Genomic DNA, 13,382 nt, shown 5'->3' on the forward strand with positions numbered 1-13,382 from the left:
GGTTGTCACAGGTGAGCCCCATGTCCGCGTCTGCCGTCCCCGTTTCCGTTCCTCCCATGCGCCTGTCGGGCCTGGAGCCCGTGTTTGTTGGCGAGGACAGCCTGTTTGTCAACGTGGGTGAACGCACCAATGTGACGGGCTCCAAGGCCTTTGCGCGCCTGATCCTGAACGAGCAGTACGAAGAGGCACTGGCCGTTGCGCGCCAGCAGGTGGAAAACGGCGCCCAGGTGATCGACGTGAACATGGACGAGGCCATGCTCGACAGCAAGGCGGCGATGGTGCGTTTTCTGAACCTGATCGCCTCCGAGCCCGATATCGCCCGCGTACCCATCATGGTCGACAGCTCCAAATGGGAGGTGATCGAGGCAGGCCTGCGCTGCATCCAGGGCAAGGGCATCGTCAACTCCATCTCGATGAAGGAGGGGGTGGACGAGTTCAAGAAGCATGCGCGCCTGGTCAAGCGCTATGGCGCGGCAGCCGTGGTCATGGCATTTGACGAAAAAGGCCAGGCCGATACCTACGAGCGCAAGATCGAGATCTGCGAGCGCGCCTACCGCATCCTGGTCGATGAGGTGGGTTTCCCGCCCGAGGACATCATCTTCGACCCCAACATCTTTGCCGTGGCCACCGGCATCGAAGAGCACAACAACTACGGCGTGGACTTTATCGAGGCCACGCGTTGGATCAAGCAGAACCTGCCCGGCGCCAAGGTAAGCGGCGGGGTGTCCAACGTGTCGTTCTCGTTCCGTGGCAACGACCCGGTGCGTGAGGCGATCCACACCGTGTTCCTGTACCACGCGATCCAGGCGGGCATGGACATGGGCATCGTCAACGCCGGCATGGTCGGCGTTTATGACGACCTGGAGCCGGTGCTGCGCGAGCGCGTCGAAGACGTGGTGTTGAACCGCCGCCCCGACGCCGGCGAGCGCCTGGTGGAAGTGGCCGACAGCGCCAAGAGCGGTGCCAAGGACGACAGCAAGAAGCTGGAATGGCGCGGCACGCCCGAGAACCCCAAGACCGTGAACGAGCGCCTGTCGCATGCGCTGGTGCATGGCATCACCGACTTCATCACCGAAGACACCGAAGAGGCCTACCAGGCCATCGTCGTGCAAGGGGGCGGGCGCCCGCTGCATGTGATCGAAGGCCCGCTGATGGACGGCATGAACGTGGTCGGCGACCTGTTTGGCGCCGGCAAGATGTTCCTGCCCCAGGTGGTCAAGTCGGCCCGCGTGATGAAGCAGGCCGTGGCCCACCTGGTGCCCTACATCGAAGAGGAAAAGCGCCAGCAGGAAGCGGCCGGTATCGATGTGTCGAGCAAGGGCAAGATCGTCATCGCCACCGTCAAGGGCGATGTGCATGACATCGGTAAGAACATCGTCACCGTGGTTCTGCAGTGCAATAACTTCGAGGTCATCAACATGGGCGTGATGGTGCCCTGCCACGAGATCCTGGCCCGGGCCAAGGCCGAGGGCGCGGACATCATCGGCCTGTCGGGCCTGATCACGCCCAGCCTGGAAGAGATGCAGTACGTGGCCGGCGAGATGCACAAGGACGACTATTTCCGCATCAAGAAGATCCCGCTGCTGATCGGCGGCGCCACCTGCTCGCGCGTGCATACCGCCGTGAAGATCGCCCCCAAGTACGAAGGCCCCGTGCTCTATGTGCCCGATGCCTCGCGCAGCGTGAGCGTGGCCCAGAGCCTGCTCGGCGAGAACAAGGACCGCTACCTGCAGGAGGTGGAGGCCGACTACGACAAGGTGCGCACCCAGCACGCCAACAAGAAGAAGACGCCGCTGTGGACCCTGGCACAGGCCCGCGCCAATGCCACCCCGGTGGACTTTGCCGCGCACCCGCCCGTCACGCCCCGCGTGCTGGGCCGCCGCGTGTTCAAGAACTTTGACCTGGCCGAGATCGCCCAATACATCGACTGGGGCCCGTTCTTCCAGACCTGGGACCTGGCCGGCCCGTACCCGGCCATCCTCGATGACGAGGTGGTGGGTGTGGAGGCCCGCAAGGTGCTGGCCGATGCCCAGGCCATGCTCAAGAAGATCATCGAAGGCCGCTGGCTGCAGGCCAATGGCGTGATGGGCCTGTTCCCTGCCAACCGGGTGGGCGATGACATCGTGTTCTACACCGACGAATCGCGCAGCACCGAGCTGCTGACCTGGTACGGCATGCGCCAGCAAACCGAAAAGCAAGCGGTAGAAGGTGTGATGCGCCCCAGCCGTTGCCTGGCCGACTTTGTGGCCAGCAAGGAATCGGGCATCGGCGATTACGCCGGCCTGTTTGCGGTCACCGCCGGCATCGGTGCCGAGAAGAAGGACAAGGAATTTGAAGCCGCGCTGGACGACTACAGCGGCATCCTGTTCAAGGCCCTGGCCGACCGCCTGGCCGAAGCCTTTGCCGAATGCCTGCACCTGCGCGTGCGCAAGGACCTGTGGGGCTATGCCGCCGATGAGCAGCTGAGCAACGAGCAGCTGATCAAGGAAAAATACCAGGGCGTGCGCCCCGCCCCCGGCTACCCCGCCTGCCCAGACCACACCGCCAAGATCGACCTGTTCAAGGCCCTGGACGCCGCCGACATGGGCATGCAACTGACCGAGAGCCTGGCGATGTTCCCCGCCTCCAGCGTCAGCGGCTTCTACCTGGGCTACCCCGAAGCGGTCTACTTCAATGTCGGTGAAATCGGTGAAGACCAGCTGGCGGACATGGCGGAGCGCCGGGGCATGGACATCGAGGCGCTGCGCCGGGCGCTGGCGCCTAATTTGGCGTAATTACAAACGATAGGCTGTAAAACGGAAATACAAACCAAGACTTGTATTTTTGAAATACAGCCTATATTTTGTAAATCACAAATACAGCGTATAGTGTGTTTTTCTGCTGTTTGCAGAGGAGCGCGCCATGGAAGAATTCACCGTGAGCACGACGGCACAGCTGCCGACGCTGCTCAAAGCCTTTCGCAAGACGGCCAAGCTGAGCCAGGCGGATGTGGCCATACGTCTGGGGGTCACCCAGCAGACGGTCTCGGCCATGGAGCGCAATGCCGAGTCAGTCAGCGCTGAGCGCTTGATGAAGCTGATGGGCATCCTGGGCGTAGATCTGGTATTGCGCGCCCGCCCGGCCGCGTCTCCGTCTCCGGACATCGGCCGTGAACTGCAGACATTGGATAGCTGGTAAGCCATGCGCAGCGTTGGCCATAACAAAGCCCTGGGCCTGTGGATGAACGGCCACCGTGTCGGGACATGGCGCATCGAGGCGGGCAGCGATGTTCTGCAGTACGACGACGCCTGGGTGCGTGATGTGGCTCTGCGCCGGCCCTTGTCCTTGTCACTGCCCTTCACACCGGGAAATGGTCCGCACAAAGGCGAGGCGGTGCGCTTCTATTTCCAGAATCTGCTGCCGGACAACGAGCAGATTTTGGAGCGCATCGCGCGCCGCTACAAAGTGGGTGCTACAGACCCCAATGCGCTGTTGCGGGAAATTGGCAGAGACTGCGTTGGCGCATTGCAGATCCTGCCCGCTGGTGAGGCGCCCCCCGAAGAGCCAGAGATGCAGTACGAGGTGCTGAGTGAGGCGGACGTGGCGCGCCTGGTGCGTGCGGTGGTGAGCCCGACGCAGTCCGGCGATGGGGGTCTGGACGACGACGATTTCCGGATCTCGATTGCCGGGGCGCAGGAGAAAACCGCGCTGCTTTACTGGGCCGGCCAATGGTGCAGGCCCCTGGGTGCAACACCGACTTCACACATCCTGAAATTGCCGCTGGGACTGATTGGCAATATGCAGATCGACATGCGCCACTCGGTAGAGAACGAATGGCTGTGCTCAAAGCTGGTGGCGGCCTTCGGGATTCCGATTGCGCCCTGCGACATGTTGCGCTTTGAAGACCAGAAGGTGCTGGCCGTTGAACGCTTTGACCGGAGCGTATGGAAGGAGAAAGTTCTGGTGCGGATCCCGCAGGAGGACATGTGCCAGGCCAGTGGTGTCTCGCCCATTCTCAAATACGAGAGTGATGGCGGGCCCGGCGTCGACACCATCATGAATTTACTGATGAGATCCAGAAATCCAGCGACAGACCGGTTCCAGTTCTTCATGGCACAGCTGTTGTTTTGGATGCTGTGCGCGACCGACGGCCATGCCAAGAATTTCAGCATCTTTTTGCGCCCCCAGGGCGTGTTCGAGATGACGCCGCTGTATGACGTGATCTCGGCCTATCCCATTTTGGGCGCCGGCCCGGGCAAGCTGTCGCACCACAAGGCACGCATGGCCATGGCCGTGCGCTCCAAGAATGCGCACTGGCACATGAACAAGATCATGCGCCGCCACTGGGAGGCTGTTGGCGAGCGCTATGGCATCCGCTCGCCCCAAGGCTTGGATGTGCGAGCAATCATCGACCAGGTGGTGGAGATGACTCCGGACGTGATTGCCCGCGTGAAGACCCAGCTGCCCTCTGACTTTCCGGAGGCGGTGTCAACGGCCATCTTTAAAGGCCTGCAAGACGCTGCGAACCGCCTGGGCAAGGTGCATGACTGAGCTGCCATGTTGAGCCACGGCAGTACTTGCCCCAGCACCGCACCGCTCAACCCGCCAAAACCGCCTCCAGATGCGCACGCAGCGAAGTAGCGCGCTCCGGCACCCGGGGCAGCGCTGCCTGGGCGATGGATTGAGCCAGCGCAACCTCAGCCAGCAGGGCGGCGACCCGGGCCCAGGTGAGCAGGTGGGCGGGGTGCCGCTCTGTGTCCTGTGCAGCCTGCCGGGCGGTGGCTAAAAACGATGCGGGGTAGTCGCTGAAGGGTGCAAAAAAGGCCTGGGACTGCCGTTGCCATTCCGACACCAGAAAGGCCACCGATTCGGCCGCATCCTGTGCGCTGGCGCCGTAGGCAAACTCGGCGTCTTCGGCGTTGCGAAAACCGGCGATGACCGAGCCGCGCCAGGCGCAGTCATGGTCGCGCATGGTTTGTGGCGCGGGCAGGGTGCCGCCGGCCACATCACCCAGCGCCAACAGATGGGCCCCCAGGTTGACCTGGAACACCGCGCTGCGCGGGCGGTGCTGGATCTCGACGATGTGCACCACGCCACCGTCCAGCACACGCCGGGCGATATCACCCTGGCGGACAAAGCCATCGGCAAGAAGCAGCGGGAAGAACTGCGCACGCAGTTCGCTGGTGGTAGTTTTACGGTCCATGGCAGAGGGCTGGTGGGTGATCGGGTGGAAGGCGAGCAGACCTGGGGGCCGCCGCGCTTCCCAGCTTATAAAAGATTTTGGATTGCTTGCTTTGTCGTCGATCGCTACATGCGAAATCTACATATCGATTGAATGAAATCGTCGTTGCCTGACGACGCTATGCATTTCTACACTGGGCCTTCAGTCAAGGTTTCGCCAGCAAGGGCATGGTGCCCTAGCGTGGAGATCTCAGAAAGCATAGCTATGAAAAACAACGCATGGACGATGGTGGCGACCGCTGCAGTGGCGGCACTGGCATCGGGGGCGGTGTGGGCGGATCGCCTGCAGGACATCAAGCAGGCAGGGGTGCTGCGCGTGGCAGCTTTTGATGCCAATCCACCGTTTGGTTTTGTCGATCCCAAGACCCGCAAGATCGTGGGCCTGGATGTGGACTATGCGCAGGCCTTTGCGCAGCGCCTGGGGGTCAAGCTGCAGCTGGTGCCGACCAACCCGGCCAACCGCGTGCCGCTGCTGCTGTCGAACAAGGTCGATCTGGTGCTGGCCAATTTCACGATCACCGACGAGCGTGCCAAGCAGGTGGGCTTCAGCGTTCCCTACTTTGCCTCGGGCACGCAGTTCATCGCCGCCAAGGGTACCTTGACCTCGCCCGAGCAGCTGAACCAGCTGCGCATTGGCGTGGACAAGGGCACCACCAACGAAATCGTGCTGCGCGAGAAGCACCCGCAGGCCACCTTGGTGGCCTATGACGACACCCCGTTTGCGTTCACTGCGCTGCGCAATGGCAATGTGCAGGCCATCTCGCAAGACGGCCCCAAGCTGGTCGGCCTGCTGGCCACCATCAAGGACAAGAAGGAGCGCGACAAGTGGGAGGTGCCGGCGTTCACGATCTCCAGTGACTACATTGGTGTGGGCATTCCGAAGGGAGAGGCGGCGCTGACCGACTTCGTCAACACCGCCTTGAAGGAGCTGGAGGCCAGCGGCCAGGCCGGCAAGATTTACGACACCTGGTTCGGGCCGCAAAGCGCGACGCCGCTGGTGCGCAACTTCAAGATCGGCGACAAACAATAACAGCCTAGATACGGCAGCGCACCGCGTCTGAGAAGGCGTGGGTGCCTGCTGTTGGCGTTGGCATTCATGCAACTCTTGATGTCCTGGCTGGAGCCGCTGTGGCCGCATCTGGTGGCGGGCAAGTACTGGCGCTGGCTGCTCGATGGCTGGTGCACCACGGTGCTGGCCTCGCTGCTGGTGATTGCGGCGTCCACGGTGCTGGGCATCGCCTTTGCGGTGGCGCGCAGTGCTGCCTGGGCACCGCTGCGCTGGCTGGCGCTGGTCTACCTGTCGGTGTTTCGCAATACGCCACTGCTGGTGCAACTGTTCTTTTGGTACTTTGGCGTGCCCAGCCTGCTGCCGCCCGCATGGATGGCTTGGCTCAACCAGGCGCACAGCCTGGCGCTGGGCCCGCTCAGCCTGGGCTGGCCGTCGCTGGAGTTTCTCTCGGCCTGCATCGGCATGGTGTTCTATGCCACCGCCTATGTGGGCGAAGAGGTGCGTGCCGGCATCAACAGCGTGCCCGCCAGCCAGAGCCAGGCGGCGCGTTCGCTGGGCATGGGGGGCTGGCAGCTGCTGCGCCATATCGTGCTGCCCCAGGCGCTGGCGCGCGTGGTGTCGCCGTTGATGGGCCAATACATGAACATCGTCAAGAACACCTCGCTGGGCATGGCGATTGGCCTGGCCGAGCTCTCGTACCGGGCGCGCCAGGCAGAGGCCGAGACCTTCCAGTCCTTCCAGGTCTATGGCATCACTACCTTGCTCTATATCGTGCTGATCATCGGGCTGGAGCTGCTCAGCCAGTACCTGGCCCAGCGCCGCCGCTGGGGCCGGGTAGAGGTACGGCGCGCATGAACTTTGCTGCACTGAGCGATGACTGGCTCTACCTGCTGCTGGGCACCTTTCCCGAAGGGCCACCGGGCGGTGCGCTGCTGAGCCTGATCCTGAGCGCTGTCTCCGGCGTGCTGTCTGCATTGCTGGGGCTGGCGCTGGGCATTGCGCTGGTGATGGGGCGGGGACTGGCCTTGCAGTGCCTGCGGGTGGTACTGGGCTTTCTGCGTGCCATTCCGGTGCTGCTGCTGATCTTCTGGATTTATTTTTTGCTGCCGGTGCTGTTCCGGCTCGATGTGCCGGGCAGCTTCTCGGTGGTGTGTGCGCTGTCGCTGGTCAGCGGCGCCTACCTGGCCCATGGCGTGGCCGCCGGCCTGCAGGCGATTGCGCCGGGCCAGTGGGATGCCGGTGCTGCGCTGGGCCTGACGCGCTGGCAGGTGCTGCGCAGCCTCATCCTGCCCCAGGCGCTGGCGGTGATGCTGCCCTCGTTCGTGAACCAGTGGGTGACCCTGATCAAGGACAGCTCGCTGGCCTATATCGTCGGCGTGGGCGAGCTGTCCTTTCTGTCCACCCAGGTCAATGCGCGGCTGATGGTGCACCCGGCCGAGGTGTTCCTGCTGGTGGGCGCCATCTACTGGCTGATGTGCTCGGCGCTCAACCTGCTGGCCTGGGCGGTGGCGCGGCGCAGCCAGCCGCATTTGGTACGCTGAGTTGGCACGCGGATACGGGCATGAAAAAAGGACGCCAGGCGTCCTTTTTGGGTGAGTGCTGCAGCGCCGCGATTACTGGTTCTTCAGCTCGGCGATGTAGGCATCGCGTGCCTTCACACCGGTGGGGGTGAAGTCGGTGAACACGCCGTCGATGCCCAGGCGGTAGTAGGCCAGGAACTCTTGCACTGGGTCACCCTTGTAGATGCCGGCCAGGCGGCCCGCTTCGTCGCGGAAGGTGAAGCTGTGCACGATCAGGCCAGCCTTGTGGGCGTTGGCGATCAGGCCCGTGTCCTTGAGGGTGTTGACGTCCTTCAAGCCCGCGCCTTCCTTGTAGGGCACGACGGAATGGGCCAGGATCTGTGGCTTCCAGGGGCCGATGCCGTCGGCATAGGTCTTGATCTCGGCCAGGCCGGCAGGGGTCTGCATGGCGGCAAAGGTGCGGGCATCGCCAGCCAGGGTCCAGCTGAAGGGGCGGCCGCTGATGAAGGTCCATTCATCGGTGGTGATGTAGACCATCGAGCCGTCCTTCAGGTCGAAGTCATTGCCATCGATCAGCTGCACGCCCTTGGCCTTCATGCCGGCCTTGCGCAGGTACTTCAGGCTCTCGGGGTCAAAGCTCTGGATGTAGATGGCCGAGTCCTTGCTGTTGAGCTTGTTCTTCTCGAGCAGCGCCATCACCGCATCTTCAAACGGGTGGTTGCCGGTGCCGCAGCCGTTGGCAATCGCCTGCTGGTTGTTCCAGTAGGGGTTCTTGGTTTCGGCGTAGACGGGGATGGTGCGGCCCAGCGACTTGCTCTTGGCCGCGGCGATGTCGATCACATCCTGGGCGCTGATCAGCGGCAGCTTGCCGTTCCACTCGGTGGGGCGGTCAGCGCGGTTGTCCAAGGTGGTGCCGGCGATCCAGTCACGCATTTCCTGCATCGTGAAGTCGCTGATCGACCAGTCGTTGGTGTGGTCTTCGCCATCGACGATCAAGGCCTTGAGCACCGACTTCTGGTTGCCGGGCTCGACCAGGTCGGTCAGATACTTGCTGGGGCCGTTGGCCGGAATGGCGGGGTATTTCACATCGACCAGCACGCCAGGGGTGGTGCGCTTGCGGGCTGCCACGGCGGAGTTGGTCTTGGCCACATCGGCGATATTGGTGCTGTCGCTCAGCCAGGCGTTGTGGCGTGCCACCAGCTGGCAGTCACGCGTCATGTGCATGTCCAGCTCCAGCATGTCGGCGCCGGCGTCTGCTGCCTTTTCGTAGGCCATGCGGGTCTGCTCGGGGTACATGCCGGAGTAGCCACGGTGCGCGATCACCTGGGGCTGCTTGCCGTCCAGGGTCTTGAAGCTGGGATCATCATCGCCGCCGCCACAGGCGGTCAGCAGCAGTGCGCCGCACAGGGCAGAGCCCAGCGCAGCCAGGCGAAATTTGGGTTGGTGTGTTGTCATCGTCCGTTGTCCCCAGGGTTGGTGAATCAGCAAGTGGATGGATGCTGCGGGGTCGGTATGACGGCGCTGTGACAATGTAAAGCGCGCGTCTACGGCTCACAACAGGCGAGGTCTGCGGGCCCCTTGTCGGCCGTTGAAAGCTTCTGTAGAGCACCTCTGCACCGGTTGCCGCAGGCATCTGCATCCAGCGCACCAGCGTAGTGCAAGCCCGGTGGCGGGCCCAGTGTTTTCGATGCTGCAGCGCGGCAACTGTGGTGTTCTGTCCAATCGCCGATCAGGCGCGGCCCAGCCACCAGACCAGGCCCAGCGCCAGCGCCGCAGGCACGGCAAAGTTGACGAGCAGGATGGGCAGCTCTTGCGCGACCGTGTAGCCGGCCTTGTGCACGCCGACCCACATATTGACCAGCGCCACGCCCAGCCAGACAGGAATAAAGTATTTGGCGGCCAGCATGATGCTGGCCGCATCGGCGCCCCAGAGCGTGCCCAGCAGGGCAAAGACGGCCAACAGCAGCAGGCCGGTCAGCATGACCAAAATCATATGCATGGGCAACTCCTTGTAGTGGTCGGAGGGCGCGGCCCTCCGCGGGCTTATTTTGTCGTATAGCCGCCGTTGATCAGAATCGTCTGCCCGGTGATCCACCAGCCATCGCTCACCAGGTGGCGCACAAAGGGCACCACGTCTTCGATGTCGGTCAGGCCCGTCTGGCTGAACGGCGACAGCGCGGCGGCGCTCTTGTGGTAGGCCTGGGCATCGGCGCTTTCCTGGCCGTAGAAGAAGGGCGTGTCCATGGGGCCGGGGCCCACGGCGGTGACCGAGATGCCCCGCGCGCCCAGCTCCTTGGCCGCTGCGCGGGTGTAGTGCTCCACAGGCGCCTTGGTGCCCGCGTAGGACGCATAAAACGGCGTGAACGCGCCCAGCAGCGAGGTGACCAGGGTGCAGATTTTGCCGCCGTCGTTCACATGCTTGCCGGCCTCTTTCAGAAAGAAGAACGCAGCCTTGTTGTTGACCGCATCCATCTCGTCAAACTCGGCCTCGCTGATCTCGGACATCGGCTTTTTCAGCACCTTGCCGACGGTATTGATGGCGATGTCGGGGCGGCCCACAGCGGCCACCGCATCGGCAAACAGCCTCTCGACCGCTGCAGCGCTGGTCAGATCGCCTTGCAGGATGACCGCCTTGGCGCCGACCTTTTGCACCGCTGCCAGGGTCTGCTCTGCATCGGCCTTGCTCGCAGCGCTGTTGTAGTGGATGGCGACGGCCTTGGCGCCATGATGAACGAGGTCGGTGGCCAGCAGGCCGCCGAGGTTCTTGGCACCACCGGCGATCAGAACGGTTTTGCCTTGGATGCTGTGCTTGGGGTTGGACATGAAAAGCTCCTTGGGATGGGCTGTTCAGCGTAATTGGTCATAAAACAAAGATAAATATAGAATTTATTCCATGTTTATCCATGATTTACTAACAATGGCTGCGATGCAGGTTTGGCATGGACCGCATTGACCTGCTGCGCATCTTTTTGCGCGTGGCCGCCACCGGCAGCTTTTCCCAGGCCGCTGACCAGCTGGCACTGCCCCGGCCCACGGTGTCGCTGGCAGTGCAGCAGCTGGAGGCCCGGCTGGGCACGCGCCTGCTCCACCGCACCACGCGCAAGGTGGCGCTGACCCTGGATGGCCAGGCGCTGGTCGACAGTGCCAGCAGCCTGGTCGATGAGATGCAGGACCTGGAGCAGCGCTTTCGCCCGCAGGCGCACGCGGTGGCAGGGCGCTTGCGCATCGATGTGCCCAGCCGCGTGGCGCGGCTGATCGTCGCGCCCGCCTTGCCGGCGCTGCTGGCGCAGCACCCGGGGCTGGAGGTGGATTTAGGCTCCAGCGACCGGGCGGTGGACCTGGTGCAGGAGCACATCGACTGCGTCCTGCGCGTGGGCCCGCTGGCCGACAGCTCGCTGGTGGCCAAGGCACTGGGCAGCATGGAATTGATCAACTGCGCCAGCCCCGCCTACCTGGCCCGGCATGGCCGTCCGCAAAGCCCGGCGGAGTTGGCCGGCCACCAGAGCGTGCACTACAACTCGCCCACCACCGGGCGCGCTGCCGCCTGGGAATGGCTGGAGGGCGGGGCCGAACACAGCATGGTGCTGCCCGGCGCCGTGGGTGCCAACCATGTGGAGAGCTATATCGCCTGCGCGCTGGCCGGCCTGGGGCTGATCCAGATACCGCGCTACGACGTGCAAGCCCATCTGCAATCAGGCGAGCTGGTCGAGGTGCTGCAAACCTACCCACCGCCTGCGCTGCCGGTGCATGTGCTCTACCTGCACCGCGCGCATCTGTCGCGCCGGGTAAGGGTGTTCATCGACTGGATCGAGCAGCTGCTGGTGCAGGCCAGGGCGATTGCGCCGGGCACGGCGGCTGCCGCGTTGCCGCCATGACAAAGAGCCTCTCACGCCATGGGCGTTGAGAGGCTCTTGCGGGGGAGCGGGGTTGATCCAACCTGAAGGGCGCCGGCTAGGACAGCCGGGTCTTCAGGATGCGATGCGCTCAGTAACTGCCACCGCCGTAGCCGCCATTGCCATAGCCCACATCGGAGCGGCCGCTGGAGCGATAGCCGGAATCTCCATAGCCACCAGAGCTTCGGGATTCTTCACGCGGACGGGCCAGGTTGACGACGATCTGGCGTCCGTCCACGGACATGCCATTGAGAGCATTGATCGCCGCCTGGGCCACTTCGGCAGAGGCCATTTCGACAAAGCCGAAGCCCTTGGAGCGGCCGGTTTCGCGGTCCATCATGACCTTGGCCGAGTTCACAGAGCCGAATTCGGAGAAGTTGTCCTTGAGGCTGGAATCGGTCACCGAGTAGGGCAGGTTGCCCACATAAATTTTGTTGCTCATGTCAGAGCCTTTCTTAAAAAGATTGCGCCACACAGCGCAGGGGGTGGAATGCAAACACCGGGATCGGCGTTGCATCGCAAAGGGGGAATGAAGGGATTGCTACCGGGCCGTCAACAGACGGGCGGCTCGGGCATGGACGATTGGAGCCAGCCTTGGGTCACGGCAAAGATGCGTGCCGCTTCCGCAGTGGCGAATGTCTTGTCAAAGCGGAACACCCGGCAATAGCTGCCGTTGCCTTGTGATCGCTGAACGGAGAACGACGCGCCGAAGCGGCCGTTGGGGGTCTGGTGGGTCGAGGGTGAAACGACGTACTTCCCGATGGAAATAAAAGTCTTGGAAATGGGGATCAATCAGGGTCACAGGCTTTGGCCGCCTGTGTGAGCGGGGAGGTCATCAGTTGACTGCTGCTCTACAGATCAACCAGGCGAATGTCGCCAGGAACGCGGCTGTAGCACTGCTGGCCAGCTGCGGTAAAGAGAGGCTGGCCCACGGGGCGCTGCCTCTCCAACCGATCCACTATATAGCATTGGTTATAAAAAAGCCAATTTTTATTGTTTTATTACATAAAGCAGGCGCAGCGGCAGGCTCCACCCGCTGCGCCGGGCTGCATCAGCGCGCGCCAGCGGCCGTCAGCGTCTCCACCATCGCGCTGTAGCCGCGCTGGCGGGCATGGGCCAGCGGCGTTACGCCTTCCTTGTCGGCCAGGTTCACATCGGCCTTGGCGTCGATCAGCAGCTGCAGGATCTGCTGGTGGCGTGGGCCGCCATCGCTCAGGATGATGGCCTCCATCAGCGCCGTCCAGCCCAGGCGGTTGACATGGTTGACATCGACACCGGCGTTGATGAGGGTGCGCACCGTCTCGACATGGCCGCGTTCTGCCGCCGGGATCAGCGCCGTGCCGCCATAGCGGTTGGTGCTGCGCAGGTCAGCGCCATGGGCCAGCGTCATCTGCAGGATCTCTTGGTGGCCGCGTGCGCCGGCATAGAGGTAGGGGCTGTCTTCGATGTTGTCCTTGGCATTCACATCGGCACCGGCCTCGATCAAGGCCTTGGCCGCTGCCACCTGGTTGCTCTGTGTCGCCACCAGCAGCGGCGTGCGGCCCTGGGCATCGCGCGCATCGATGGCGCTGGCGCCCCCGTTTTGCAGCAGTTGCTGGATGCGGCTGCCGTTGTTGGCAGCCGCGGCCTGGTGCAGGGCGAGCGTGGTCATGTTCTGTGCGTGGGCAGCGAGCTGCGTCAGTTGAAAGGCCAGGCCAAGGCAGAGGCTGAGCAAGGGGCGCATGGGGGTCTCCTTACAGC

The 13,382-nt window shown here is 63.3% G+C and carries 14 protein-coding genes; 7 read left to right on the forward strand and 7 right to left on the reverse strand.

The genetic code is table 11. The annotated features are described in order from the left end of the window. Nucleotides 1-20: 20 nt before the first annotated feature. The 3 genes from metH to EDF71_RS11590 all read left to right on the forward strand — a co-directional run bounded on the left by metH (nucleotide 21) and on the right by EDF71_RS11590 (nucleotide 4,530). Entirely contained in the window at nucleotides 21-2,774 is a 2,754-nt protein-coding gene (gene metH, locus EDF71_RS11580) for a methionine synthase (protein ID WP_133856739.1), read from the forward strand. 127 nt (nucleotides 2,775-2,901) lie between these two features. Then, nucleotides 2,902-3,177, forward strand: a complete 276-nt coding sequence (locus EDF71_RS11585; protein ID WP_133856740.1) for a helix-turn-helix transcriptional regulator — start codon at nucleotides 2,902-2,904, stop codon at nucleotides 3,175-3,177. A 3-nt stretch (nucleotides 3,178-3,180) separates the two neighbouring features. Further along, nucleotides 3,181-4,530, forward strand: coding sequence for a type II toxin-antitoxin system HipA family toxin (locus EDF71_RS11590; RefSeq protein ID WP_243854268.1), 1,350 nt, complete (start codon nucleotides 3,181-3,183; stop codon nucleotides 4,528-4,530). A gap of 46 nt (nucleotides 4,531-4,576) precedes the next feature. Here EDF71_RS11590 and EDF71_RS11595 read toward each other — a convergent pair whose 3' ends face one another. Then, complete coding sequence (locus EDF71_RS11595; protein WP_133856741.1) at nucleotides 4,577-5,182, reverse strand: hypothetical protein; 606 nt, start codon at nucleotides 5,180-5,182, stop codon at nucleotides 4,577-4,579. Between the two features lie 243 nt (nucleotides 5,183-5,425). Between EDF71_RS11595 and EDF71_RS11600 the strand changes: the two genes are divergently transcribed. The 3 genes from EDF71_RS11600 (at nucleotide 5,426) to EDF71_RS11610 (ending at nucleotide 7,770) form a co-directional block, all read left to right on the forward strand. Then, nucleotides 5,426-6,250 (forward strand): ABC transporter substrate-binding protein, encoded by an 825-nt coding sequence (locus EDF71_RS11600; protein ID WP_208301035.1) that lies wholly within the window; start codon nucleotides 5,426-5,428, stop codon nucleotides 6,248-6,250. Between the two features lie 66 nt (nucleotides 6,251-6,316). After that, nucleotides 6,317-7,084, forward strand: coding sequence for an amino acid ABC transporter permease (locus tag EDF71_RS11605; protein WP_243854269.1), 768 nt, complete (start codon nucleotides 6,317-6,319; stop codon nucleotides 7,082-7,084). Next, entirely contained in the window at nucleotides 7,081-7,770 is a 690-nt protein-coding gene (locus EDF71_RS11610) for an amino acid ABC transporter permease (protein ID WP_133856742.1), read from the forward strand. The genes EDF71_RS11605 and EDF71_RS11610 overlap by 4 nt, the downstream gene beginning before the upstream one ends. 72 nt (nucleotides 7,771-7,842) lie before the next feature. Here EDF71_RS11610 and EDF71_RS11615 read toward each other — a convergent pair whose 3' ends face one another. The 3 genes from EDF71_RS11615 to EDF71_RS11625 form a co-directional block, all read right to left on the reverse strand. Continuing rightward, a complete protein-coding gene (locus EDF71_RS11615; RefSeq protein ID WP_133856743.1) occupies nucleotides 7,843-9,204 on the reverse strand; it encodes a glycerophosphodiester phosphodiesterase family protein in 1,362 nt (453 codons plus the stop codon). Between the two features lie 274 nt (nucleotides 9,205-9,478). After that, a complete protein-coding gene (locus tag EDF71_RS11620; RefSeq protein ID WP_133856744.1) occupies nucleotides 9,479-9,748 on the reverse strand; it encodes a hypothetical protein in 270 nt (89 codons plus the stop codon). Nucleotides 9,749-9,792: 44 nt separating this feature from the next. Further along, nucleotides 9,793-10,572, reverse strand: a complete 780-nt coding sequence (locus EDF71_RS11625; RefSeq protein ID WP_133856745.1) for an SDR family oxidoreductase — start codon at nucleotides 10,570-10,572, stop codon at nucleotides 9,793-9,795. A 116-nt stretch (nucleotides 10,573-10,688) separates the two neighbouring features. Between EDF71_RS11625 and EDF71_RS11630 the strand changes: the two genes are divergently transcribed. Next, nucleotides 10,689-11,624 (forward strand): LysR family transcriptional regulator, encoded by a 936-nt coding sequence (locus EDF71_RS11630; RefSeq protein ID WP_133856746.1) that lies wholly within the window; start codon nucleotides 10,689-10,691, stop codon nucleotides 11,622-11,624. Nucleotides 11,625-11,733: 109 nt separating this feature from the next. Here EDF71_RS11630 and EDF71_RS11635 read toward each other — a convergent pair whose 3' ends face one another. The 3 genes from EDF71_RS11635 to EDF71_RS11645 all read right to left on the reverse strand — a co-directional run bounded on the left by EDF71_RS11635 (nucleotide 11,734) and on the right by EDF71_RS11645 (nucleotide 13,293). Continuing rightward, complete coding sequence (locus EDF71_RS11635) at nucleotides 11,734-12,084, reverse strand: RNA-binding protein (RefSeq protein WP_133856747.1); 351 nt, start codon at nucleotides 12,082-12,084, stop codon at nucleotides 11,734-11,736. A 110-nt stretch (nucleotides 12,085-12,194) separates the two neighbouring features. After that, complete coding sequence (locus EDF71_RS11640; protein ID WP_243854270.1) at nucleotides 12,195-12,434, reverse strand: hypothetical protein; 240 nt, start codon at nucleotides 12,432-12,434, stop codon at nucleotides 12,195-12,197. 259 nt (nucleotides 12,435-12,693) lie between these two features. Then, nucleotides 12,694-13,293 carry an ankyrin repeat domain-containing protein gene (locus EDF71_RS11645; protein WP_243854279.1) on the reverse strand — a complete coding sequence of 200 codons (600 nt, stop codon included), beginning with the start codon at nucleotides 13,291-13,293 and terminating at the stop codon, nucleotides 12,694-12,696. Nucleotides 13,294-13,382: the final 89 nt, after the last annotated feature.

It is taken from the genome of Comamonas sp. JUb58 (assembly GCF_004364775.1).
In the GTDB taxonomy this organism is placed as follows: Bacteria; Pseudomonadota; Gammaproteobacteria; order Burkholderiales; family Burkholderiaceae_C; genus Comamonas.

Excerpts from the sequence above, each read along its gene's own strand:
- metH (WP_133856739.1), top strand. The coding sequence starts at position 21 with ATGTCCGCGTCTGCCGTCCCCGTTTCCGTTCCTCCCATGCGCCTGTCG.
- EDF71_RS11585 (WP_133856740.1), top strand. The coding sequence starts at position 2,902 with ATGGAAGAATTCACCGTGAGCACGACGGCACAGCTGCCGACGCTGCTC.
- EDF71_RS11590 (WP_243854268.1), top strand. The coding sequence starts at position 3,181 with ATGCGCAGCGTTGGCCATAACAAAGCCCTGGGCCTGTGGATGAACGGC.
- EDF71_RS11595 (WP_133856741.1), bottom strand. The coding sequence starts at position 5,182 with ATGGACCGTAAAACTACCACCAGCGAACTGCGTGCGCAGTTCTTCCCG.
- EDF71_RS11600 (WP_208301035.1), top strand. The coding sequence starts at position 5,426 with ATGAAAAACAACGCATGGACGATGGTGGCGACCGCTGCAGTGGCGGCA.
- EDF71_RS11605 (WP_243854269.1), top strand. The coding sequence starts at position 6,317 with ATGCAACTCTTGATGTCCTGGCTGGAGCCGCTGTGGCCGCATCTGGTG.
- EDF71_RS11610 (WP_133856742.1), top strand. The coding sequence starts at position 7,081 with ATGAACTTTGCTGCACTGAGCGATGACTGGCTCTACCTGCTGCTGGGC.
- EDF71_RS11615 (WP_133856743.1), bottom strand. The coding sequence starts at position 9,204 with ATGACAACACACCAACCCAAATTTCGCCTGGCTGCGCTGGGCTCTGCC.
- EDF71_RS11620 (WP_133856744.1), bottom strand. The coding sequence starts at position 9,748 with ATGCATATGATTTTGGTCATGCTGACCGGCCTGCTGCTGTTGGCCGTC.
- EDF71_RS11625 (WP_133856745.1), bottom strand. The coding sequence starts at position 10,572 with ATGTCCAACCCCAAGCACAGCATCCAAGGCAAAACCGTTCTGATCGCC.
- EDF71_RS11630 (WP_133856746.1), top strand. The coding sequence starts at position 10,689 with ATGGACCGCATTGACCTGCTGCGCATCTTTTTGCGCGTGGCCGCCACC.
- EDF71_RS11635 (WP_133856747.1), bottom strand. The coding sequence starts at position 12,084 with ATGAGCAACAAAATTTATGTGGGCAACCTGCCCTACTCGGTGACCGAT.
- EDF71_RS11645 (WP_243854279.1), bottom strand. The coding sequence starts at position 13,293 with ATGACCACGCTCGCCCTGCACCAGGCCGCGGCTGCCAACAACGGCAGC.